At 64.8% G+C, this 23,471-nt stretch carries 17 protein-coding genes; 11 read left to right on the top strand and 6 right to left on the bottom strand.

Features of this window, described 5'->3' with window-relative positions; translation table 11 throughout:
* Window positions 1–41 precede the first annotated feature (41 nt).
* The 8 genes from IEX33_RS05535 to IEX33_RS05500 all read left to right on the top strand — a co-directional run bounded on the left by IEX33_RS05535 (window position 42) and on the right by IEX33_RS05500 (window position 8,923).
* Complete coding sequence (locus tag IEX33_RS05535) at window positions 42–815, top strand: DeoR/GlpR family DNA-binding transcription regulator (RefSeq protein WP_188728434.1); 774 nt, start codon at window positions 42–44, stop codon at window positions 813–815.
* Window positions 812–2,005 carry an MFS transporter gene (locus IEX33_RS05530; RefSeq protein ID WP_188728432.1) on the top strand — a complete coding sequence of 398 codons (1,194 nt, stop codon included), beginning with the start codon at window positions 812–814 and terminating at the stop codon, window positions 2,003–2,005. Before IEX33_RS05535 ends, IEX33_RS05530 begins: the two co-directional genes overlap by 4 nt.
* Before the next feature lie 64 nt (window positions 2,006–2,069).
* Window positions 2,070–3,569 carry a bifunctional phosphatase PAP2/diacylglycerol kinase family protein gene (locus IEX33_RS05525; protein ID WP_188728431.1) on the top strand — a complete coding sequence of 500 codons (1,500 nt, stop codon included), beginning with the start codon at window positions 2,070–2,072 and terminating at the stop codon, window positions 3,567–3,569.
* A gap of 153 nt (window positions 3,570–3,722) precedes the next feature.
* Window positions 3,723–4,670 carry an ABC transporter ATP-binding protein gene (locus tag IEX33_RS05520; protein WP_188728429.1) on the top strand — a complete coding sequence of 316 codons (948 nt, stop codon included), beginning with the start codon at window positions 3,723–3,725 and terminating at the stop codon, window positions 4,668–4,670.
* On the top strand, window positions 4,667–5,518 hold the full coding sequence (locus IEX33_RS05515; RefSeq protein WP_188728427.1) for an ABC transporter permease: 852 nt from the start codon (window positions 4,667–4,669) through the stop codon (window positions 5,516–5,518). Before IEX33_RS05520 ends, IEX33_RS05515 begins: the two co-directional genes overlap by 4 nt.
* 27 nt (window positions 5,519–5,545) lie before the next feature.
* A complete protein-coding gene (locus IEX33_RS05510; RefSeq protein ID WP_188728424.1) occupies window positions 5,546–6,898 on the top strand; it encodes a sensor histidine kinase in 1,353 nt (450 codons plus the stop codon).
* Window positions 6,895–7,587: a response regulator gene (locus IEX33_RS05505; protein WP_188728423.1), complete on the top strand. Its 693-nt coding sequence runs from the start codon at window positions 6,895–6,897 to the stop codon at window positions 7,585–7,587. The genes IEX33_RS05510 and IEX33_RS05505 overlap by 4 nt, the downstream gene beginning before the upstream one ends.
* A gap of 34 nt (window positions 7,588–7,621) precedes the next feature.
* On the top strand, window positions 7,622–8,923 hold the full coding sequence (locus IEX33_RS05500; protein ID WP_188728422.1) for a M18 family aminopeptidase: 1,302 nt from the start codon (window positions 7,622–7,624) through the stop codon (window positions 8,921–8,923).
* Here the strand turns inward: IEX33_RS05500 and IEX33_RS05495 are convergent.
* From IEX33_RS05495 to IEX33_RS05475, 5 genes are all read right to left on the bottom strand, one after another.
* A complete protein-coding gene (locus tag IEX33_RS05495; RefSeq protein WP_188728419.1) occupies window positions 8,920–9,585 on the bottom strand; it encodes a NeuD/PglB/VioB family sugar acetyltransferase in 666 nt (221 codons plus the stop codon). The genes IEX33_RS05500 and IEX33_RS05495 overlap by 4 nt on opposite strands.
* Window positions 9,582–10,712 (bottom strand): DegT/DnrJ/EryC1/StrS family aminotransferase, encoded by a 1,131-nt coding sequence (locus IEX33_RS05490; protein ID WP_188729169.1) that lies wholly within the window; start codon window positions 10,710–10,712, stop codon window positions 9,582–9,584. Before IEX33_RS05490 ends, IEX33_RS05495 begins: the two co-directional genes overlap by 4 nt.
* Before the next feature lie 85 nt (window positions 10,713–10,797).
* A complete protein-coding gene (locus tag IEX33_RS05485) occupies window positions 10,798–11,943 on the bottom strand; it encodes a Gfo/Idh/MocA family protein (RefSeq protein WP_188728417.1) in 1,146 nt (381 codons plus the stop codon).
* Window positions 11,944–11,983: 40 nt separating this feature from the next.
* On the bottom strand, window positions 11,984–13,546 hold the full coding sequence (locus tag IEX33_RS05480; protein WP_181038133.1) for a sugar transferase: 1,563 nt from the start codon (window positions 13,544–13,546) through the stop codon (window positions 11,984–11,986).
* Window positions 13,547–13,734: 188 nt separating this feature from the next.
* A complete protein-coding gene (locus tag IEX33_RS05475; RefSeq protein WP_188728415.1) occupies window positions 13,735–16,425 on the bottom strand; it encodes a LuxR family transcriptional regulator in 2,691 nt (896 codons plus the stop codon).
* Between the two features lie 690 nt (window positions 16,426–17,115).
* Between IEX33_RS05475 and IEX33_RS05470 the strand changes: the two genes are divergently transcribed.
* The 3 genes from IEX33_RS05470 to IEX33_RS05460 are packed head-to-tail and all read left to right on the top strand — an operon-like array spanning window position 17,116 to window position 21,411.
* Window positions 17,116–18,864: a nucleoside/nucleotide kinase family protein gene (locus IEX33_RS05470; RefSeq protein ID WP_229675251.1), complete on the top strand. Its 1,749-nt coding sequence runs from the start codon at window positions 17,116–17,118 to the stop codon at window positions 18,862–18,864.
* Window positions 18,861–19,886, top strand: coding sequence for an aminoglycoside phosphotransferase family protein (locus IEX33_RS05465; protein WP_188728412.1), 1,026 nt, complete (start codon window positions 18,861–18,863; stop codon window positions 19,884–19,886). Before IEX33_RS05470 ends, IEX33_RS05465 begins: the two co-directional genes overlap by 4 nt.
* Before the next feature lie 37 nt (window positions 19,887–19,923).
* Window positions 19,924–21,411, top strand: coding sequence for an O-antigen ligase family protein (locus IEX33_RS05460; protein ID WP_188728410.1), 1,488 nt, complete (start codon window positions 19,924–19,926; stop codon window positions 21,409–21,411).
* Window positions 21,412–21,689: 278 nt separating this feature from the next.
* On the opposite strand, the gene IEX33_RS05455 is transcribed toward IEX33_RS05460, so the two are convergent.
* A complete protein-coding gene (locus IEX33_RS05455; RefSeq protein WP_188728408.1) occupies window positions 21,690–23,159 on the bottom strand; it encodes a lipopolysaccharide biosynthesis protein in 1,470 nt (489 codons plus the stop codon).
* Between the last annotated feature and the right edge of the window lie 312 nt (window positions 23,160–23,471).

Raw genomic sequence — 23,471 nt, 5'->3', positions numbered from 1 at the left:
GCGTTCATGATCAAATGATCAGAGTTTGCTAGCATTTGATCATGAAGACTGACGAGCGGCACCGCACCATTGCCGGGCTGCTCCGCCAGCGCCATGAGGTAACCGTGGAGGAGCTGACGGTCGCCTGCGACGCGTCGGGGGCAACCATCCGGCGGGACCTCGAGATCCTGGCAGCGAACGGCGTCCTCCGCCGTGTTCACGGCGGCGCGCGGAGCCTCATCGGGCGCGGCGAAAATCCAGGCTATGGCCAGCGCGAACTGGAGGACCAGGACGCCAAGAAGCGCATTGCGGCCGCAGTAGCAGGGCTGTTGGGGGACCGCGAGCACGTCTGGCTGGACAGCGGCAGCACCGCTACGGAGGTGGCCCGCGCCGTGGAAGCGAGGGAACTGACGGTCATGCCGATGTCGCTCAGATCGCTGAATGTCCTCGCGGGCGGCGAACCCACTGCAGGTACCCGCCCTACCCTGCTGCTGCCCGGCGGCAGCCTTGTCCCCGGAGAGCTGAGCTTCCGTGGGCCGCTCGCCGAATCCAACATCCGCTCCCTGCGCTTCGACACCGCTGTTGTGACACCCTGCGCCGTGGACCTCAAGGCAGGCCTCCTGGCTCACGACATCGACGACGCGGCAGTAAAGCGCGCCGGCCTGGAATCGGCCGCACGGGTGATCGTGGCTGCCTCCGCCGCCAAATGGGACGCTCAAGCCCGGGCGCTGGTTGCCGGCCTGGAACGGGTGGACGTCCTGGTGACGGACAAAAATGTCAGCGCCGAAGAACGCGCGCAACTCGACGAATACTCCCTGGAAGTAGTGACTGTATGAGCATCAACACCGGTACCGGGCAGCAGGCAGGACTGAACGCTGCCGCGGCAGCCACTTTTGTGGTATTTGGCATCAACGGCCTGGTCTTTGCCAGCTGGGCCGCGAGGATCCCCGCCGTCACGGAGACCCTGGAGATCACCTCCGGGCAGATGGGCACCCTCCTGCTGTGCACCGCCGTGGGTTCGCTCCTGGCGCTCCCTACCGCCGGGCTGGTGGTGGGAAGGATCGGGACCGCAAACACCGCACGTTTTGGCGGCATCCTGGCGGCCCTCGCGGGTGCCGGAATCGCCGCTTCGCTGTCGGTTGCGTCGATTCCCGGAACGGCCGTTGCCCTGTTCTTCTTCGGGATCGCAATCGGACTCTGGGATGTAGCCCAGAACATTGAGGGTGCCGACGTGGAGCATAAGCTGCGGCGCACCATCATGCCGCAGTTCCATGCAGCGTTCAGCGGCGGTGCCTTCGTCGGTGCACTGATCGGTGCCGGACTTTCCACCGTGGGCGTCGGCCTGCCCCTGCACCTGCTGGTCATCGCCGGCGTGGTTGTTGTGGTGATGCTGACTGCCCCGCGCTACTTCCTCCCGCATATCTCCACCGCCACACCGGACGGAGAACCAAAGGCAGCCAAGGGACCGTCAGCCTGGCGTGACAGCCGCACCCTGCTCATAGGCGTCGTGGTCCTCGGGGCCACCCTGACGGAGGGTGCAGGTAATGACTGGATCGCGAAAGCGTCCGTAGACGGCCTGGGCACCTCTGAATCCACCGGCGCGCTGATGTTCGCCCTCTTCGTGCTGGCCATGACGGCAATGCGGTTCCTTGGCGGCCGCGTCATCGACAAGTACGGCCGTGTTGCTGTCCTGAGGGCGAGCATGGCTGCCGCAGCGGCCGGGCTGTGCCTCTTTGTGCTCGCCGGAAACGTGTGGCTGGCCGCTGTGGGGGCCGCCTTATGGGGGGTCGGAGCAGCGCTGGCCTTCCCCATGGGCATGTCTGCCGCTGCGGACGACCCGAAGCATGCTGCGACCCGGGTGTCCGTAGTATCGACATTGGGGTATATTTCGTTCCTCGCCGGTCCTCCCCTTCTGGGATACCTCGGCGACCTGACCGGCATACACCTGGCGCTCCTGGCCATTCTCGCGCCGATCCTCCTGGCACTCGTGCTGGCAGGAGCGGCAAAGCCCCTGAGGGCAGGGTAATACGGCGAACGGGCTTTTCCGCGAGGCTGGAGAACCTCCATTCACCGGACGGTAGGGTGATGGAATGCAGAACACCTGGCGCGGAAGCCATCGTTGGATCAGCCGCCTGGACAGATACCTGGTGCGGCATGTCTCGGATCTTCCGGGAGGCAACCATGATGCCTTCTTCCGCCGCCTCTCCGCCTCCGCGAACCACGGAAAACTCTGGATTGCGGCTGCCGCAGCGATGGCCGCCTTTCCGGGACGGCCGCGCCGTGCGGCACTGCACGGCCTCATCGCCCAGGCAGTGGCTTCCGCCGTCACAAACGGTGTTTTCAAAACCCTGCTCCCCCGGGCGCGGCCGCTGCCGGAACATCTTCCGGTGTTCCGGTTCGTCCACCCCCAGCCGACAAGTTCCTCCATGCCATCCGGGCACTCTGCGTCGGCCGTCGCTTTCGCCGTGGGTACAGGACTCGTCCAGCCCGTCATTGGGGCCGTGCTGGCTCCGGTGGCGGCAGGCGTCGCCTATTCGCGCGTCCACACCGGAGCCCACTGGCCTTCGGATGTCTTCTTCGGCTCTGTCCTGGGGGCCGGCGCTGCCCTCCTGACGCGCACGTGGTGGCCGGTGCGCCCCCCTTTCCCGGACGTGGCGCGAACGTGGACCACAGCAGCGGAACTACCCGGCGGCATGGGGCTCAGCATCGTGGTCAACACCCTCGGCGGGTCCTTCACGGAGGAGACGGCTGCCGCCCTGCAAGAGGTATTCCCCAAAGCGCATATTATGTCCGTCCATCCTGACCAGGACTTGCTCCGCGAGATCCGGCAGGCAGCCGAGCATCCCGGCACCCGTGCCCTTGGGGTCTGGGGCGGCGACGGAACCGTCGGAGCGGCGGCAGCTGCCGCCGTCGAGCGTTCCCTGCCCCTGCTGGTCCTCCCCGGCGGTACCCTGAACCACTTTGCCCGGGACGCCGGCACCGGGAGCCTCAAGGAGGCCGTAGCCGCCGCTTCCAGGGGAGAGGCGGCGCTGGCAGACATAGGGATCGTCACGGTGGAGCGCGGATTGGCCGGCAGCCCGGAAAGGGCACAGCTGACCATGCTGAACACCTCAAGTATTGGCCTGTACCCGAACTTCGTGCGCCGCCGGGAACAGCTGCAGCCTGCGCTGGGAAAGCCGCTGGCCGGGGTGGTGGCGATGTTCCGTACCTTCGCGGCCGGAACCCCCACCACCCTCAGTGTCGACGGCAGGCGGCACAAGGTGTGGATCGCCTATGTGGGGCGGGGCCGGTACTACCCGCGTGACCACGCCCCCTTGTTCCGGCCCGTGATGGACGACGGCGTGCTCGACGTCCGCATGATCACGGCAGACGAGTCATTCGCCCGGCTACGGCTGCTGTGGTCGGTGCTGACGGGTACCGTGGCAACTTCGCGCATCACCCATCTCTCAGAGGCAACCCGGGTGCGCATCGATGCCGGCGGGTCGCCGATGGCTTTGGCGGTGGACGGTGAGGCGCTGGCCGGTGTGCGCAGCGTCGAGTACACGGTGCGCCGCAGGACCCTTGCCTACTACTCGCCACAGCCCCGGTGACCACCGGTCATCCAAGGGGACTACCCTGACCTGTCCCTGAATCATCCCTGAGACCGGCGTAATCCGCCCCGGGCGTGGGTAGCGTGGTGCATACGTACCAGTCTTCTGCAACGCATCCCGCAGTCCACAAGCTGCCGTTCGAAGGAACATTCCATGATTGAGGCAACAGGGCTGACCAAGGTCTACGGCGATAAAACCGCCGTGGACGGGGTCAGCTTCACCGTCCAGGCAGGCCGCGTTACCGGCTTCCTGGGACCCAACGGCGCAGGAAAGTCCACCACCATGAGGATGATCATGGGACTGGACCGGCCGACGTCGGGTTCCGTCACCGTGAACGGGGTGCCGTTCGCGCAGCATGCCGCACCCCTGCGCGAAGTGGGCTCACTCCTTGACGCCAAGGCCGTCCACACCGGCCGCACCGCGTACAACCATCTCCTGGCCATGGCCGCGACCCACAGTATTCCAAGGAAGCGGGTCCAGGAGGTCATCGAGATGACAGGCCTGGGGGAGGTGGCCAAAAAGAAAGTGAAGGGGTTCTCCCTTGGAATGGGGCAACGGCTGGGCATTGCCGCTGCACTGCTGGGAGATCCCCAGACCATCATCCTCGACGAGCCAGTCAACGGCCTGGACCCGGAGGGTGTGGTCTGGGTGCGGAACCTGGTGAAGTACCTGGCATCGGAAGGGCGGACAGTGTTCCTGTCCAGTCACCTGATGAGCGAGATGGCCATGACCGCCGACCACCTGATTGTCATTGGCCGCGGCAGGATCATTGCTGATGCCCCCATCGGCGAAATCATCACGGGCAAGGGCCAGTCCCGTGCCCGCGTCCGGACGGACCAGCCGGAGCAGCTCATGCGCCTGCTCGCGGACGACGGCGTCTCCGTAGAGGTCCAGGACCACGAACTCCTTGAGGTAACGGGCCTGCCCGCCAGGGACATCGCCCGGACAGCCCTGGACAACAGGATCATGGTCTACGAGCTCACTCCCCTCCAGGCAAGCCTCGAGGAGGCGTACATGGAACTGACCAAGGACGAGGTGGAGTACCACTCCCTCATCACCACGGGAGCTGCGGCGCCCACCCATACCGGAGGACAGCAATGAGCACAGCAGCACTTCAATCCAGCCGGCCGCAGGGCACGGCTGGTCCCGGTCCCAGCTTCTTGCGCGTCCTCAACTCGGAGTTCATCAAGTTCCGGACCCTCCTCTCCACCCTGATCCTGGTGGGGTCCACCGTGCTGGTGATGGTGGGCTTTGCCGCCCTGAATGCCTGGGGCATCGGACAGTTTTCCGAGGCATCCCGAAACGATCCCCAGGCAGGTGCGGCCTTCGCCGCCCAGGGCGCTGACCTTACGGCGGGAATCCCGACATCCGGCATCGCGTTCGCGCAGCTCATTATCGGATCGCTGGCGGTTCTGCTCATGAGCTCGGAATTCACCACCGGCATGGCAAGGTCCACCTTCTCGGCGGTGCCCAAACGTACCCCGGCCTTCATCGCGAAGCTGCTGGTGGTGACGGCATGTGCCTTCGTGGTGACCGTGGCGTCGTCCCTGCTCGCGTACGTGGCAGCCACCCCCATCCTGGACAACTACGGTTTTGATATCGACCTCGGTTCCGACCATTCCCGGCGCCTCCTGCTGGTCAGCGGTGTGTACGTGGCAGCAGTGGCGGCAATCGGCATGTCCCTGGGGACACTCCTGCGCAATTCAGCAGGGGGCATCATGTCACTGGTGGGGCTGTTCTTCGTGGTCCCCATCGCCTTCCAGCTCATCCCCGGGGAATTCTTCGAGGAAGCGCGGAAGTACCTGCCGGACAGCCTCTTTGAACGGATCGTGACAGCCTCGCCCGCGGAAGACGCACTGGAGGTCTGGCAGGCCTGGACGTGGCTTGGTGTGTGGGTGGTTGTTCCTGTGGCTGCAGCCATGATCATCTTGAAGAAGCGCGACGTCTAGCATCCACGGAACGGGCGACCCCGACGTATGAACCAAACGGCATTTGTTAAGGACGCGCCGGCCGGGCAGGCCGACGCGTCCTTTGCCGAGCTCACGGCGAGGCGCAAAGGACGGCTTCGCCGGTACCTGCAGCGGCGCCCACTGGTCATGGACGCTGTTGTGGCCGCCAGCTACAGCCTCCTGGTGGCACCCACCGTGGTGGACGCGGCCAGGTCCGGCAACTGGCTTGCAGCCGCCCTGCTGGTGCTGGTGGCGGGGTCCATGTTCCTGCGGCGGTTCTATCCCGTGGGCCTTGTGGCCTTTGTCGCTGTGGTGGAGGTAGCGGTCACCCTGCTCCACCCCTGGGGCTCCAACGTATCCGCGGGACTGTGGTTCTCGCTGTATGCCGTGGCTCTGGCCCACAGCCGCCGCTTCGCACTCATCGCCATGGCCGCGGCTACGGCCCCGCTGGCACTCCTCTATCTCCTGGCGGCCGTGGGACCCATGGAGAACTCCTTCGTCCACGATCCGGGAGTCAACCCGGGCGACTTCCACCTCCTGACCAGCATCGCCACCGGCGCCAGCATCGCCCTGTCCAACATCCTGGCCACCGGCCTCGGAATCAGCGTCCGGCAACGCCGTGAGCACGAGCAGGAGGTCGCCGCCTGGGCCGCCCGGACCGCGAGTCTTGCCTCCGTCAACGAACGGAACCGGATTGCACGCGAAATGCACGATGTGGTGGCGCACTCGCTGACGGTGATGATCAGCCTGTCCGACGGTGCCGCCGTTGTGGTCCGGAAAAGCCCGGAGCGTGCCGGCGAGGTGCTCGGCGAACTGTCCCGGACGGGACGCACCGCCCTCGCTGACATGCGCCGGGTCCTGGGCGTCCTGCGTGATGACACGGGCACCGCTGCGCCCCGGCCGCCGCTGACTGCCGGGGACAGCCTGGCCAGCCTGCTGGACGGCTTCCGCACCGCGGGCCTGCCGCTGCACTACTCCCACACCGGGCCTGCCCTGCCCGGCGATGCTGCGTTCCAGCTCACGGTGTACCGGATCGTTCAGGAATCGCTTACCAACGTGCTCCGCTACGGCCGCGCCCTGACCCGGGTGGATGTCACCGTAGTCCGCTCCGGCTCCACGGTGACCATTGACGTGCTCGACGACGGCTCCGGAGTGACCGGGCATCCCGCCCAGGATGGAGGTACTTCCCCGTCCGGTGCTGCTGGTTCCCACGGATCCGGACAGGGGCTGGCCGGGATGGCTGAACGCTCCAGGATCTATTCCGGTTCCGTGGAAGCGGGGCCCAGCGGCCGGGGCTGGCGCGTGCACGCCGTGCTGTCCTGGCCCGAGGACGACTCCACCGGTTCCATCCGCCCCTACGAACTGCAAGGCAACCCATGACCGGGAACGCACCCATCAACGTCCTGCTGGCTGATGACCAGCCGCTGCTGCGGATGGGATTCCGCCTGATCCTGGAGGGTGAAGAGGATCTGAGGATTGTTGGGGAAGCTTCGGACGGGGCCGACGCGGTGCGGCAGGCCCGGGAGCTGAGCCCGGACGTGGTGCTGATGGACGTCCGCATGCCCGTGCTGGACGGCATCGAGGCAACGCGCGCCATCACCGCCTCCGGTTCCTGTGCCCGGATCATCATCCTGACCACCTTCGACGTGGACGAGTATGCCTTTGCCGGCCTCCAGGCAGGAGCCTCGGCCTTCCTCCTCAAGGACGTGGCGCCGTCGGAGTTAGTCAGCGCTGTCCGGGTGGTGGCCAGCGGGGACGCCGTGGTGGCGCCGCGCGTCACGCAGCGGCTGCTGGAAACATATGTCCGGGGTGCCGCCCGCCCGGCCCCGGCCGTTCCTGCACCTGACCCCCTGCTGGCGGACCTGACCCCGCGGGAAACGGAAATGCTGGAGGCGATGGCTGAGGGGCTGTCCAACGCAGAAATCGCCCACCGGTACTACCTCTCGGAAGCGACCGTGAAAACCCACGTCCGCCGCATCCTCACCAAGCTGCACCTGCGCGACCGGGTCCAGGCCGTTGTCTACGCGTACGAAACCGGCCTGGTGGTGCCGAGCAACCCGGACTACTGAGATCCGCGGCCCAACGCCGTCTAGACTCGAGACCATGCCTTCCCTTGCCTCCGCCGCAGACCATATCCAGGACCTTGGCGCCTACGTCAGCGCATCGCCGTCGAGCTTTCACGCCGTGCACGAGGCGGGGCGGCGGCTGGAGCAGGCGGGCTTTGCGCGCCTGGACGAACTGCAGCCCTGGGAGGGCGGACCGGGACAGTACTTCATCATCCGGGACGGCGCGCTGATTGCCTGGGTTGTTCCCGAAGGGGCAGGGCCGGCCACCGGGTTTAACATCCTGGGCGCGCATACGGATTCGCCCACCTTCAAGCTCAAGCCCAAGCCCACCACAGGGGCCCACGGCTGGCTGCAGGCGGGCGTGGAGGTGTACGGCGGACCGCTGCTGAACTCCTGGCTTGACCGGGAGCTGCAGCTGGCCGGACGCCTGGTCATGCTGGACGGCACCGAACACCTGACCGCCACCGGGCCGATGCTCCGGTTCCCGCAGCTGGCCATCCACCTGGACCGCGCTGTCAACGACGGCCTGGCACTGGACAAGCAGCGGCACATGAATCCGGTGTGGGGGCTCGGCAATCCTTCAGATACCGACCTGCTGGCCGTGCTGGCGTCCCACGTTTCCGGCGCGTCCGTGGACGCTGCCGAAATTGGCGGGTACGACGTCGTCATGGCGGACACGCAGGCCCCTTCGGTTTTCGGGGGCAACAGTGAGTTCTTTGCCTCCGGGCGCCTGGACAACCTGTCCTCCACCCATGCGGGGCTGGCGGCGCTGATCGCACATGCGTCCGCGCCCGGCACCGGCAGCCCGATCGCCGTCCTGGCGGCGTTCGACCATGAGGAAATCGGCTCAAATTCCCGCTCGGGTGCCTGCGGTCCCATTCTTGAGGATGTCCTGGTCCGGATCTCTGACGGGCTGGGCGCCACGGTGAGCCAGCGGCGGCAGGCACTGGCGGCGTCGTTCTGTGTGTCCGCAGACGCCGGACACGCCGTGCACCCCAACTACGCGGAGCGGCACGACCCCGCCAACCATCCGGTGCTCAACGGCGGACCGCTCCTGAAGATCAATGCAAACCAGCGCTACGCCACTGACGCCCCCGGCGCAGCGCTGTGGGCCCGGCTGTGTGCCGATGCCGGCGTGCCCTACCAGGAGTTCGTGTCCAACAATGCGATTCCATGCGGTTCCACCATCGGTCCGCTGACCGCCACCCGCCTGGGAATCCGGACGGTGGACGTGGGCGTTCCACTGCTCTCCATGCATTCCGCGCGGGAGCTGTGCGGCGTGGAGGATCCCTGGCGCCTGGCCGCGGTGACCGGGCTGTTCTTCCGGACGGCCGTCTAGCGGGACGGTTCCTTTCCGAAAGCGAACAGGTGCTGGTCGATTTCGTGGGCGGGGACTCCAACCCACGTTTCTCCGGCAGGGACGTTACTGAGCACGGCAGCGCCCATGCCCACGGTGGCATAGTCGCCCACCGACGTCCTGTCACGGACGCTGGAATTCATGCCGAGGTAGGCAGCCTTCCCTATCCGGACTCCGCCGCCCAACGACACGCCCGCGCCGAACGTCGCAAAGTCCGCCACGTCGTCGTCGTGGGTGAAAGTCACCGAGGGCATTGCCACCACGTGTGAGCCAAGGGTGACGGCGGCTGTCAGGGTGACATTGCGCAAGAGGATGCTTCCCCGCCCTATCCGGCAGCCTTCGGGGTACTGCACCGAAGGATCCACCGCCGTTGCGTACCGCGATTCATGGATGCCCAGGGACGTGAGGCGGTCCACCACGGCTTCCCGGGCCTTCCCGGACGCCAGGCACACCAGCAGGAACGCATGGGTGTAGTTGGCGGCATCATCGATGCTCCCCAGGACAGGCGCCCCGTCCACGGTGACACCTGCCATCTCCTTGTCATCATCCAGCAGGCCAACGACGTCGTACTGGCCACTGCTGCGCACCATCGCCAGGACTTCACGGGCAAGGCCGCTCACGGAAATAAGGATCAGCTCACTCACGTGCCCACCGGGTGCGCTGCGTTCCGGATGGCGTTGATGACGCGGTTGATGCTGGACGAGTCGATCTCATGGAACACGGGGAGGACCAGGGTGCGGTCGCTCAGCCGCTCCGTGGACTGCAGCCTGGCGTTGCCGTTGTCGCGCCAGCGGTACGCCGGCTGGCGGTGCGCGGCGTACGCCCCGCGCCGTGCCGTGATGCCGGCGTCGGCCAGTCTTTCCAGCAGGGCCTCGCGGGTCATGGGGAACCCCGGGAGGACTTCCAGCCACAGGGATTGGTAGTTCGTGGTGCCGTACGGAGGATCGGACACGATCCTCAGGCCTTTGAGGCTCTTGAGGGCGTCGACGTACATGCCCGCGATCTTCCGGCGCCGTTCCACCATTTCCGGCAGCCGCCGCAACTGGATGATTCCGACGGCGGCCTGCAGGTCGGTCATGCGGTAGTCGAAGCCAACTTCGAGGCAGACCTCGCGGGGTGACAGGAACAGTTCTTCCCGGTTGAGGGCTGCCAGGCTGCTTGAATGTTCCCGCAGGGCCCGGGCCCGGGCCGCCCAGTCCGCCCGCCGGGTGGTGAGCATGCCGCCTTCCCCGGTGGTGAGGATGTGGTTGGGATGGAAGGACCACACGGTGATGTGGGCGCCGGCGCCCACCGGTTTTCCTTTGTACCGCGAGCCCACCGCGCAGGCAGCGTCTTCGATCACCGTGATTTCGTGGCGGTCGCACAGATCGCGGATGGGGTCCAGGTCCACGGGCACTCCGCCCTGGTCCGCCACGATCACCGCCCGGGTGTCCAGGGTCAGGGCGGCGTGGATGGTCTCCGCGGTCACGTTGCCGGTGGCAGGATCCACGTCGCAGAAGACGGGGCGTGCGCCGACGTACGTCACGGCGTTGGCCGTAGCGATATACGACAGCGACGGTACAACAACGTCGTCACCGGGACCGATTCCCGCCACCACGAGGGCCAAATGCAGCGCGGTGGTGCAGCTCGACGTGGCTACTGCGAACCTGGCCCCCTGCGCGGCTGCGAAGTCGACCTCGAACTCCTTGACTTTCGGACCTTGGGTGACGCATCCGGAGAAGACCACCTCGGCAAGCGCATGAGCTTCCTCCTGGCCCAGCCAGGGCTTCATTACTTCGATGCGTGCAACAGCTGATTCGGTGGCCACGAGGCACCATCTTTCCTAGGAGGAACGGAACGGAGACCGGCAGTTCGTGTCACCTGGACCACAGGACGCTTTCAAGCCAGGAGCCTGCGGCCTGCTGCTGGTAGTCCTCGGGCCCTGGTACGTGGATGCTCGACGCCTGGCCTTCGAGGCCCCTGCTGCGGGTCACGGCCTCCAACATGCCAAGGACCCGCAGGCCGGACGTATTGGTGGACGGTGCCCGCTGGTGCCCGCGCGCCCGGCGGGCGAACTCGGCAGCCACGCGGTCCCGCGCCTCCTGCCCGAAGGCGGGCGCCTGTCCATCTTCGGCCGGCACCTGAAGTGCGCCCGGCTCCGCCCAGTACGGGGAGCGCCGCCGCTGCTGCGTGGACGAATCGGAGTCGAAGATGCCCAGCTGTTCCTGTGGAAGCGTGGCATCCCACACCAGGACAAGCTGCGAACCCGCAATGACCAGCTGATGGCTTTTCACGCGGCTCAGGTTGTTGACGTGCAGGTGCACCGTGGCGTCGTTGGGAAGCCGGAAAACCACGTGTCCAACACAGTCGCGGCCGGTTCCCAGCGGGTCACCCCCGAGCGCCGAAACTCCCTGGGGGTTGAGCCGCCCGGCGAACACATAGTCAAGGAGGGCAAGGCTGTCCGGGGCCAGGTCCCAGAAGACGTCCCGGTCAGTCCGGGCCAGGTTGCTTTCGGTCCGCACCGCTTCGACGAAAAGGATATCGCCCAGGGATCCGCTGCCCACCAACTTCTGCATCTTTTGCACGGCAGGCTCGAAACACTGGGCCTTGTTTGCCATCAGCACAACGCCCTTGGCGTCCGCCTCGGCAGCCATCTGCTGCCCGCGCTCCAGGCTGTCCGCCAACGGCTGTTCCACCAGGACGTGCTTGCCTGCCCGCAACGCAGTCATTCCGGTTCCGAACAGGGCGCGGAGGGGGGTGGCGATCGCCACCGCATCCACTTCCACGCTGTCCAGCAATTCGTCGATGGCCTCAAACCAGGGCGCACCGCCAAGCTTTTCCGAGACTGTCCCGGCCCGGCGGGAGTCCACGTCGCAGATGGCTGCCAGATCCCAGTCCGGGCTGGCCTGGAGGGTTTCGGCCATGCCTGCTCCGCGGGAACCTGCGCCAACCACCGCGATACGCAACCTGTCTGCGTTAACGCCGTCCCTGCCGCGACCGAAGTCCTTAGCGAAAGCTTCCATTCTCATCCTCTTTGTCAGTAGGCGCCGTCAGCAGGCACCGTCAGTAGGCGCCGGAAGGTTGGATGACGGCACGGAAAGTCCGCCACAAGATCAGCAGGTCACCCGGGATTGACCAGTTTTCGACGTAGTAGAGGTCCAGGCGCACTGCCTCGTCCCAGGACAGGTCCGAGCGCCCGTTGATCTGCCAGAGGCCAGTGAGGCCGGGCTTGATGAGGAGGCGCCGGTGGGTGTGCTGCTCGTACCCGCTGACTTCGCGTGCAAGGGGAGGGCGCGGGCCCACCATGCTCATGTCGCCGAGGACGACGTTCCAGAGCTGCGGGAGTTCGTCCAGGGAGTACTTCCGCATCCACCGCCCGCACCGCGTGACCCGGGGATCATTGCGCATCTTGAACAGGACCCCGGCACCTTCGTTGGTCTCGTGCAGCACGGCCTGGCGCTCCTCGGCATCCACCACCATGGACCGGAACTTGTACATGCCGAAGGTCTGGCCACCCTTGCCAATCCTGTCCTGGCGGAACAGGACGGGACCCGGGCTGTCCAGCCGGACGATGACGGCAAGGAGCAGCAACAGCGGCGAAAGTGCGGTGATGGCGGCACCGGCAAGGACAACGTCCATGACCCGCTTGAGGACGTGCTTGCCGCCGGAATATTGGGGAATGTCCACATGCATGAGCGGAAGACCTTCCACAGGGCGCCAGTGGATACGCGGCCCCGCGACGTTCGTGAGGGTTGCTGCCAGCACCATCTCGGCAGAGCATTCCTCCAGCCTCCACCCCAGTTCCCGGATGAACTTGTTCCCGCCCGGGAGGGGCCCGGCAACGATCACGGCATCGGCCTGCGCGAGGCGGGCAGTCCGGGAAATGTCATCCGTGGAAGAAAGGACGGGCACCAGCTGCTCGCCCACGCGCAGCCTGGCCCCCCGGCGCGAACCGGGAAGGCACACGCCGAGGATCTTGTAGACGGGGCCGGACTTCTTTTCGATCTGTTGGACCACGTACCGGACGTCCTCGGGTTCGCCGACGACGATGGCCCGTGACAGGTGCCGCCCCTTGGCTTTTTCAGTCGCCAGCCGGCGCCGGAAAAGCCAGCGGTTGGCGGTCAGCGACACGGTGCCCACCGGTAAGGCCACGGCGAACATGGTGGCGCCGCTCTGGATCGAGAAGACGACGGAAGCAATGGCAATTAGGCCAAAGAGCCGGAAGGTGGCCGAAATGACCCGTTTGTACTCGTCTGCACCGACGCCCAGGACTTTGGGATCGCGTGTCCTGTAGATTTCCAGTGCAGCGATCCAGATCAGTGCCAGCGCAACGCTCGCCGCGATCCCGGCGGCCGTTGATGTCCTGCTCAGAAGCCCTGGACTGGCAAGGTGGTAGCCGAGGGCGACCGCCCCGGCGATCAGCAGCGAGTCCGTGACACGCAACAGGTTGATGTGGACCGAAATCCAGTCCGCGGAGGACGCCTTGCGGTCCAGCGCCGGGGGGACAAGGCTGACGGCCGGGCGGTAGCCGGGAGATACTCCCGGGGCAGGACCGTCGCCCGCCAAGGCGGGACGCTCGCCTGCCAGGCTGCCGGTGAGCGCTGAGCGTTTGGTCCCGTAAAACATGGGACGCCGCTGTCCGGTGACGGGTGCTTCTGCCATGGTGACCCCTTCCGGTATGTCCGCTTGTGCTCTTGCCGTGAAGCAAAACTAGTCACGGAAAGCCACCTGCGGAGGGTTTGCACGGGCCCTTTGTGGGTCCCGCGAAGGAATTTTGTGGATAATGCGGGTAGCTGCAGCAGCTGCAGCCGGCACTAGAGAACCGGCAGGATGTACGGCTCCGGAGCCGCCTTTTCCTTGCTGGCAGCCAGGGCAGTCAGCTGGGCGCGTGACTCAACCCCGAGCTTGCGGTAGATGGCGGTCAGCCTCACCTCGACGGTCCTCACGGAAACGAAGAGGGTTGAGGCGATCTCCTTGTTGCGCATGCCCCGGGCAACCATTCTTGCCAGGACGCGTTCGTGGTCAGCGAGGAGCAGCATGGCCGGGTTTCCCTGTGGGCCAGGTGCTTCCACCCGTTCGTCCAGCAGGAGCGCATCCACGTGCTGGATCCACGCGTTGGCACCAACTTCGTCGAACATGACCTTGGCCCGCAGAAGACCGTCGCGGGCATCCCGCAGGCGGCCAAGTGCCTTCAGCCGTTCTGCATAACACAGCATGGTCCTTGCCCGTTCAAGCAACGAATCACGCGAGTTCCTGCTGTCCAGGGCCTGGCCGAACAACTGCAGCGACTGCTCACCGTCCGCAAGGATGGCACGGCTGCGGGCAACCGCCATCATCAGCCACGGTGAACGCAATCCGACGGAACGGCTCTCCAGGCTGAGGAGGGCCTGGGTTGCTTCCCGGTGGCGTCCCAGCCGGACCAGTACCTCCACGAGGTCCGCGTCGCAGCGCAGCAGCGTGGGATTGGTGAAACTCGTGCCAATCTCGGCCGCGCGTGAGAGCTGGGCAAGGGATTCTGCCAGGTCACCCCGAAGCAGTGCGAAGTGGCCCTGCCAGGCAGCAAGCTGGGCGGTGATGGCCGGGTGGCTTTCGGCGCCGGCGAAGCGTTGTGCCTCGGCCGCGTAACTGTGGGCGAGGGTTTCATCCCCCAGCGCGTGGGCGCGCCAGACCCGGAAAACGTGGCGGAGCCCGCGGTGGTACTTGAACTCGGGTTCAAAAAGTTCAAGGTCATCCATCAGCTTGCTCGCCGTCCGGACGTTTCCTGCCCTGATCTCGTTGTCTACAGCCAGGAACAGGGCCGTTTCCCGCCAGTTCACGTGGGCGTCCCGTGTAGAGGTCCGCACCATGGCAAAGAGTTCCTGCGCCTGGTCGTAGCGCTCCGCGTAGCTGAAGGCACGGCCCTGGATCAGGAGGCCGGCCACGGAGCCGCCCTCGAGGGTGTACTTGCGTCCGGGCTGGACCCCGTCGCCGCTGGTGGACTCGGTGAGCAGCCTGGCACGTTCCGTAAGCTCAAGGCACTCGGCTGATGCCGCGTCCAGGAAATTGCCGGCGTACTGGAGAAGCTCGCACGCATCCTGGAATTCCCAGCGTTCCGCGTAGTACACCGCGGCGACGGCGAGGAGATTGGCGGCGAAGGCAGGATCGTGCTGGCCGAATTCCTTCACCAGGCGCAGCACCATGCTGGAACGGACTGCTCCCCCCTGGATGAAGTCGATTTCGAAGGAGAGCCCCGTCAGCCGCAGGATCAAGGCAGGATTCCGGGTCACCCGCTGTGCCCATTCCAGGTAGCGCCGGGCGTAAACGAACTCACCCCGGTTGAACAGCAGCTCAGCGATCGCCGCCAGGCGTGCCGCTGTTTCCGCTTCCCAGGGGTTGATGGTCAGGGCGCGTTCAACGTACTCCACAGCGAAGGACAGTTCGCCGCCCCGGATCAGGTCCACGGCATGGCGGAGCAAACCGAACGGGGTCTGCCGTTCCAGCGCCGTGAAGCTCAGATGCCACCTGCGGGCGTACGGGTCAGTGTCCTGGCACGCGTCCGCCAACGCCCGGTGGTTGGCCGTGCGGACTGCCGGGGTCATGGCGCCAAAGACGTACCCGCGAAGCAGCTGGTCCCGGATTGCAAGGTGCGGGCCAGTGCGGTGCACAATCCCGCAGGCCAGCAGTTCGTCCACGCCGGTCCACACATCCTTGCTGATCTTTTCCAGCGTGGTGATGTCGCTCCGGCATGAGAGGGACAGCAGATCCAGCACGTTCCGTGCCGGCGCGGTCAGTCCGCCCACCACCAAGGCGAATTCCGCCTCGAAGCTGCCGTTGCCGGGCAGGGGAACCGGGAGGGCGAACTTTCCCTCGGCCTGCCGTTCCAGCAGCCGGGCATAAAGTTCGACGGCGGCGAGCGGGTTTCCACGGGTCGCTGCGGCAACTGCGTGGGCGGCCGCCGTCGTGGCTTGTCGTGCGGGGATTGCTTCGAGCATCCTCACGGTGTCGCTGTAACTCAGCGCCTGGAGGTGCAGCACAGCCAGGCCGCTGAACGGGCTGTCGGGTGTTTCGTCACGGAGGCATACGAACATGGCAATGTCCGTTCCGGACAGGCGGCGGGCCAGGAAGCCGATCACCGCCTGGCTGCCCGGATCCAGCTGGTCTGCGTCATCGATGACGATGACCGTCCGGGAGGATGCGCGCTGGTGCAGGCCGTTGAGGAGCATTGAGGAAATGGCCGGCACGTCCAGGGATCCGGCAGTATCGCGCAGGAGTTCATCAGCGATTCTGTTGAGTACGGGATCATCCATGGCGTTGAGGAGAGCCGTGACACCGGACAAAGGCCAGTCGGATTCGAACGCGCTTGCCCCGAGGAAAACGGTTTTGTAGTCGGAAAGTGTGGGGACTTCTGAAAGCAAAGCCGACTTTCCAACCCCGTGGCCACCGATCACCGCCAGGGCCGTGTCCTTGGGACCGCGGATCACCGAAAGAAGCCTGTCCAGCTCCTTGTTTCGCCCTAACAATGACATGGGTCCCCAATCCTCGAAGAAGGAGACCAAATTCTTTCGCTAGTAGTTGTTCCAATACTGTATGCCGCCATCCGGTTATGGATATAACCATTGGGTCGGCAGGCTGTCGGCTTGCACCTCCAGCACGGTTCCCAGCCGTTAAGCGAATATAGCCCTGAATTTATGCAAAGCGCCATATATCGTTCACTTAGTATTTGCTCAAGATCACCCCTGCTTTTCCTCAAGAGGGGAGCGGATGCCCTACCTACCTAATGGCCCGCACTCCACGGCCTCCCCTACCTAATGCCCACGACAGCCGGCAAGGTACCTATACCCGGCCGAGCCGGCAGATTGATGCCCTTTACCTACGTAGTTCACGGGGCCAGGGCCGAAAAATGTGAGTACCCACTACTCGTGCCGCCCCATTAGGTAGGGGGTAGGCTCTCGGGACTGCCGTCGGATCAGCGGTGCCCTGCCTGCGTGCAGCGGGCAGGGCGCCGTCGAAATTCAAACTATCAAGAAGTGGTGAGCGAATTGTCGAATTCTCCCCAACTTCCGGTTTCCCATTCTGAGTCGGAATTTGCCAGCAAATATCGACATGGCATAAATTCAGGCGCCATTCCAAAGGTTAATTCGGCACTGATAGCGGTGTTCCGGGAACTCGATAAGTCCGGACTGCCGTGGGTTCTGCTGCGGGGTGAGGACGACTTGGTGCGGCCTGCGGGGGACGTTGACCTGCTTATTTCCGCTGAACTGGTGCCCGGCCTGGACCGCCATCTTGCCGGTGTGGGGTTCCGGCGCGTGGTCGCGCTGGGCCACGGGAGCCACCGCTTCTATTTCCGCTACCTCGCGGACGAGGATCTCTGGATCAAACTGGACGTGGTTTCGGACATCAGTTTTGGGCAGTTCCAGGAGCTCGGGACCGCCCTGGCCGCCGGCTGCCTTCGGCGACGGGTGGCCTTGGGGCCGTTGTGGCTGCCCGAAATCCAGGACCAGGCCTGGCTCCATATCCTTCACCTGGTGCTCGACAAGGGTGCAGTTACTCCCGCCAAGGTCCCGGCGGCCCGGTCCGCAGCTGCCGTGGCGACGGCCGAAAACCCCATCGCCCTGTTCCTGGACCGGAAATTTGGGACCGGAACAGCGGGAACGCTGCTCAATCTTCTGCAGTCCGAAAATTTCGACGACGTCCCCGCCACCTCGGCTGACCTGAAAAGCCGGTGGGCCGGCACCAGGGTTCCGCCGTGGCTTATCGGCTCGGGCAACAGGGCGCTGAGGCGGGTCGGCCCCAAGCTCAAGGGCCGCGGGCCCGTGGCAGGAGTGCTGGCCCCCGACGGGGCGGGCAAGACCACCCTGCTCCACGGCCTCCGCTCCAGCTGCCCCCTGCCGTCTGCCTATGTCTACATGGGACTGTGGTCCAGCAGTCCCATGGACCGGTGGCTCCAGAAGATCCGTGGCGGGTTCCTGGTCAGGAAGGTGTTCCGGATATTCCGCGCCGGACTTGCCGCGAGATACTACTCCCTCCGCGGCCGGGTGGTGCTGATGGACCGCCTCGCATTCGATGTCCTGCTCCCCGGTTCGAAGTCGGAAAGCCGCCTGGCCGCGATGACGGATGCGCTGGCCCTGCGGTTCCAGCCGCGCCCTGACCTCGTCCTGGTCCTTGACGTCCCCGGCGAGGTCATGTTTGCCAGGAAGGGTGAGCACACTCCCCAGAAACTGGAGGAATGGCGCAAAGCGTATCTGGAGCTGGCCGAGGAAATTCCCTCAGCGCACGTCCTGGACGCCAGCCAATCAGAATCCCAGGTCCGCGTAAAGGCCAGCGGGCTCTTGTGGGATGTGGCCGCGCCCAAAGGAATGGACGGGCAAGCCGGTACGGAACCGCTCCCCCTGCATCTGTGGACGCTGCTGGATTGGCGTTTCCTGCTTCCCGTAAGCCAACCTGACAAGCTCGGCTATGGAGGCGGGCTCAGCAGCGACGCGGTGGCGGCGATCGCCCTGCTGGACCCGTCCGCCCGCCGTATCGAGGCATCTCCCGGACCCGCCCCGGCCAATGAATTCGACGTCGTCCTGCTCTCCGAACCGGACGCGAGCCTGTTTGCCAGCGCCGCGGGGTCCCTCCGGCCGGGCGGCTGGATCTGCCTGCAGGTTCGGCGTTCATTTGGGTCCCGTCCGGGCCCGTACACCCTCGCGGGGTGGAAGCGGGCGCTGGAAAGGTCAGGCTTCGATGACGTGGCGGTCTACTGGCATGTGCCAACACTCGAACGGCCAGCACGCTTTGTGCCTACGGCGTCGAGGACTGCGGTCCAAGATACCCTGGCGCATTATTCGGGCGTACGCTTTGGAAAAGCCAAGGCTGCAATCGGGAGGCTTGCGTTAAACCTGGGCGTGTTCAATGTGGCCGCCGCTGAAGGCACCGTTGTTGGCCGACGGGCACCGGAAGCCGGCCGGCAGGAGTTGCAGTGAAATACATTGACCAGATCCTCCGCGATAACTACCGGGCGCTCGAGCTGAAGAAGTTCGGCCTCACCGGCCAGTGGGAAACACTCCTGCTGACGCCGCAGTTTGTCACTTCCCGGCACGTAGTGGCCCTCATTTTTTCCACGGACGCCCAGGTTCCCCGGCTCGTGGTCAAGATCCCCCGCCAGCCTGGAGACAACGAAAGCGTGCGCAAGGAAGCCGATGTACTGCTGCAGCTCAAGTCGCTGGGAGTAGGGTCCGAACAGGGTGCTCCGGAAGTTGTGGGAGTTCTGGACGTCGGGGGACAGACAGTGCTGATTGAGACCGCCGTGGTGGGCAGCCTGCTGGAGCCCCACCTCGTTGTGCAGGACTTTCCCCGTGCCTTGGACGCAGGCCTGAACTTCGTCGCTGCGCTGCCGTGCACCAGGCAGGTGCCGGAAAACACGGACTGGTACCAGCGGACCATCGCCAGCCCCTTGGCCGAACTGGCATCGCTGCTGCCGGCGGACACGGAAGTGGCCCGGCTAATTGACCGCACCCATGAGGTGTTGGCGCCACTGCGGGCCGAGCAGCTTCCGGCAGTTGTGGAACATGGTGACCTCAGCTACCAGAACCTGTTCCTGCAGCCGAACGGCCGCCTCCAGGTGGTGGACTGGGAACGCTCGCGCCTTGATGGCCTGCCCGCCCATGACCTGATTTTCTACCTGCAGTACATTGGCCAGTCGCAGGAAGATGCGTTGTCCTCCCGCCGCCTTCAGCTCCGGGCCTTCGAGAATGCCTTCAGTCCCGGGGGATGGGCCTTGAAACCCCTGGCGCAACACCTGCGGCTGCGTAACGTGGAACCGGAACTGCTTCCCTACCTGGTCATCGCAACATGGGCGCGTTCAGCAGCCACAATGACCTACCGCCTGGCAGGACAGACCGTACATGACGGGGACACCGGCCACGTCCAGGCCGCGGTGACAGCTGACCGCGACTTCTGGCTCTGGCGCCATGCGGTCACCGACTGGGCAGCCATTCCTGCCTAGGTACGATCAGCCGCTGATTGCCTGCACGCTCGACACTATGGGGGAGAAGATGTACACCAAGGAAACGGCTTCCGGGTTCTCGCCCCGGCTGGACATCGTCCCTTTCCTGTTGTTCGGCGGTGGGCTGGTACTCATCACCATCGCCGCCAGCCTCGGCTCGATCGCGATTCTTGCCGCAGTGGCAGCGGTGGTCTTCTTCTCTGTCACAGCGCAATTGATTCACCGGTTGGCTGAGCGAAAAGCCGAGATTTCGTTTTTCCTCATCATTCCGACGATCATGTCAGCGACGCAGAACGTCTATCTAACCACTGTCGCTGATGCCATGGACAGCGGACGGCTCCAGTTTGCCATCATCCTGAATTTCCTCTTCTCGGTTGCCCTGTATCTGGTTTTGATCTCGGCAAAAAAGCCGGTTCCGGAAGGGAAGGCCCTTCGGAAGCTGATCAAGGCAGTGACAACCTGCCTGGCCATCCTTGTTCTCTACGGTGCTGCGACCGTCGTGTTGTTCCAACATGATTTGGCAGCAGCAGCCGCCTCTTCAAGGAACATCGTGGCTCCTTTCCTGTTCCTCCTTATTGGCCTGCATGCCAGCTCCTGGGCCAGGCATGCCGTATACCTCCGCTATCTGGTGATGCTGGGCTTTGTGGCGATTGTCTTCGGTTTCATTGAAGCGAACACGCCTGATTTCTGGCAGACACTCAACCTCCGGGACCTGTGGGAGAAGAAGGGAATTTCTGTTCAGCAGGACTCCGGCCTGCCCAAGAACTTCTTTGCTTCGGAGCAGGTGGTTCCGGGTGAGTTCCTTAGGCGCATGGCGGGTCCCTTCGCGGACCCGGTGAATTTCGGAACCTTCCTCTTCGCCGTGTTCATGGCGGCTTGGTATCTCCGCGGGCTGCTCTGCCAGATCGCAACGGTGGCAGCGATGGTGTTGGCGGTCAGTAAGGGTGCACTCCTTGGCCTGATCGTGTTCCTGGCATTTTGGACCCGCTTCTACGCATCGAGAACCAGCCACATTATTGCGCTGTTGCTGCTGGCTGCCGGGGCATACAACTTCTATTTGTTTACCGTTTCCAGTTCAACAGGCAGTACAGCGGCACATATTGACGGGTTCACCGCTGCCTTTGTGGAGTTCCCGCAGCATCCCCTCGGGCGTGGACTGGGCAGTTCCGGAGTGCTCGCTGGTCTATTTTCGGAAGGGTCCGAGTCCACGTCGGCCGTGACGGAGAGCGGACTGGGCATGGTCATCGGTCAACTCGGAATAGTCGGGCTGGCCGTGTACCTGGTGTTTTTTGTCCAGCTGTCGAGGCACGTAGTACGGATCAAGGACCTCCGCGATAAGACGTTGGCGGCAGGCCTCCTGGGCGGGTTCCTCTTGAATGCCGCCTTCAATGAGGTAGCGCTCAGTCCCAACTCGGCGGCACCCTATTTCATCATCCTCGGCCTGGTCATCGGCTCGGACCTTGCGGCGCCAAAGGAGCCGGACGCCGTGCCTGCTGTCCCTCGCAGGGAGGCATCCCCTTTGTAAGGGACCTGGTTTGTAAGGGACGTGGGGCGGGAAGGGCCCCTCCGGGTCAAGCAGGTCAGGCCGAGTCAGGCTGCGGTTTCCCCGGGAAGGACCCGCCGTCGCGCTTTGCCGTTCGACGGCACCGGCGGTGATAGGCGGTACATCGGCTCTATAGCTGCCCGATTACCGACATTTGCGCCGTTGTCCTGCTGGCGGCAGGTGATCGTCGAACCGGCGTGCCCGGTCACGCTGACCCCGTCCGCATCTCCGTCTGAGCGGGGACGGTTGCCCGAGCCCTCCTAGTCAGCGGGGGCATTCTGCCGGCGGCGAACGAGGTGCAGCAGCTCATTGTGCAGGGTTGGGAATCCCCACCGGAGGACGCCGTACACGGCCGCTATGGCGGTCACAAACACCAGCGCCGCTGTCAGGGGAGCACCCAAGTACGGTTGCAGGAACATGATTGTCCCGGCCCCCGCCACGGCGATGCTGCAGGCAAAGGCCGGCAAAACAGCGCGCAGCATTGCTTTTGGTCCGATGTGGATCACCTTGGCAGCCACCGTCTGCATTCCGACGGCAAAGAGAAGTGCTGTTGCCATTTGGGCGCACGCAACGGCGATGATCCCCCACTGGGCAGCCACCAGCAGGACGGGCACCAACACTGCCAGCCGGATGAGTGAGAACGTGATCGAGATACCGGGGCGGCCTATGGCCTTGTAGACGTCGTTCGCGCCCGCTCCCAGGGAGCGTGCTGCCGCATACAGGGCCAGGAACACGAGCGGAATGACAGACTCAGACCATTGGCCGCCAAAGACCAGGGGAACGAGGATCGGTGCCAGAACTGCCAAACCCACACCTGCCGTCATGCCGTACAGGGACTGTACGCGGACACCCTTCAGGTAGCCGTCCCGCAACCGTTCCGGCTGGTGCTGCACCTGGGTGTAAAGCGGGAACAGGACCGTGGAGAGTACAAAGAAGACGTTGATGATCAGGGCTTCGGGGAGCCTGAAGGCCAGCGTGTAGTAGCCCAGGGCCTGGGCGCCAAGGATCACGCCGATGATCACATAGTCGATGTCGAAGATGAGCCGCGCCAGGAGATTACTGCCTGCCACCGGAACGCCGAATTTAAGGTTTGCCCGGAGAGCGTCTTTTGCCACGCGCCAGATCTGCCAGGGAGCGCCCTTGCGGACCAGCCACCAGCACGTAGCAGCATACGCAACCGTCCCTGCCGCGGTGCCTGCCGCGAGCGAGAAGGCACCGTACCCTGCGAAGGCGAGGACCAGGCTCAGTACTCCTGTGACGAGCGCCCGGATAATCGGGGCCACCGCCAGCCTCCTGAACAGAAGGTCGCGTCGCAGCAGGGCTTCCGGAACCGCACCCAGCGACGTTGCCAGGACTGCGATGGACAGCACCTGCACCAGGGGGCCCACGTCCGGCAGCTGGAAAAGCCCGGCGATCCATGGCGCCGAAAAGAACGTCAAGAGTGCCAGGGATGTACCAAGAACCACTGAAACCAGCAGCGCCGAGCGGGCCGCGACGCCGGAGGGAGGCAAATAGACCAGCGCCTGCGCGACGCCGGCATCGGCGACGGTCTCGACGTAGGCCATGAGGACCAGTGCCGCGGCCACGAGGCCATACTGTTCAGGCGAGAGGAGGCGTGCCAGCACGATCGTCGTTATGAGGACGATCGCCTTCCCGCCCACCAGGGCAAGCCCCTGCCACACGGCGCCCCGGAAGCCGACACGGGCAAGTCCACCAGCAACGTTCGTCATGGGTTGGAGCCTTCCTGTGGCCTCATTGCAAAAGTTTACTGTCTGGGTGCGGCCGGGTGGGAAAAATTCACAATAATTGAGCAGTTATTGAGCTAAATACTGTTCCCGGGCATCTGAAGCCCGGGCTTCGGGCGTTCCGGGCCGGCATAGGGTTGAAAACGAATTGTTTGCTCAATTTTCCGGTTCGTCTCCTGGCTGCTGGTGCATACTGTAGTCAAGGCCGGACGAATCCTTAGTGGAAATTTCCAGGGGCCGTGCCGCCTAATTTTTCGTCCCTTTGGTGCAAAAGCGGAGTAACGTGGCTAATTCAGA

This window comes from Pseudarthrobacter scleromae, assembly GCF_014644515.1.
GTDB lineage: Bacteria > Actinomycetota > Actinomycetes > Actinomycetales > Micrococcaceae > Arthrobacter > Arthrobacter scleromae.
This window is presented reverse-complemented; position numbering and strand designations above follow the sequence as displayed.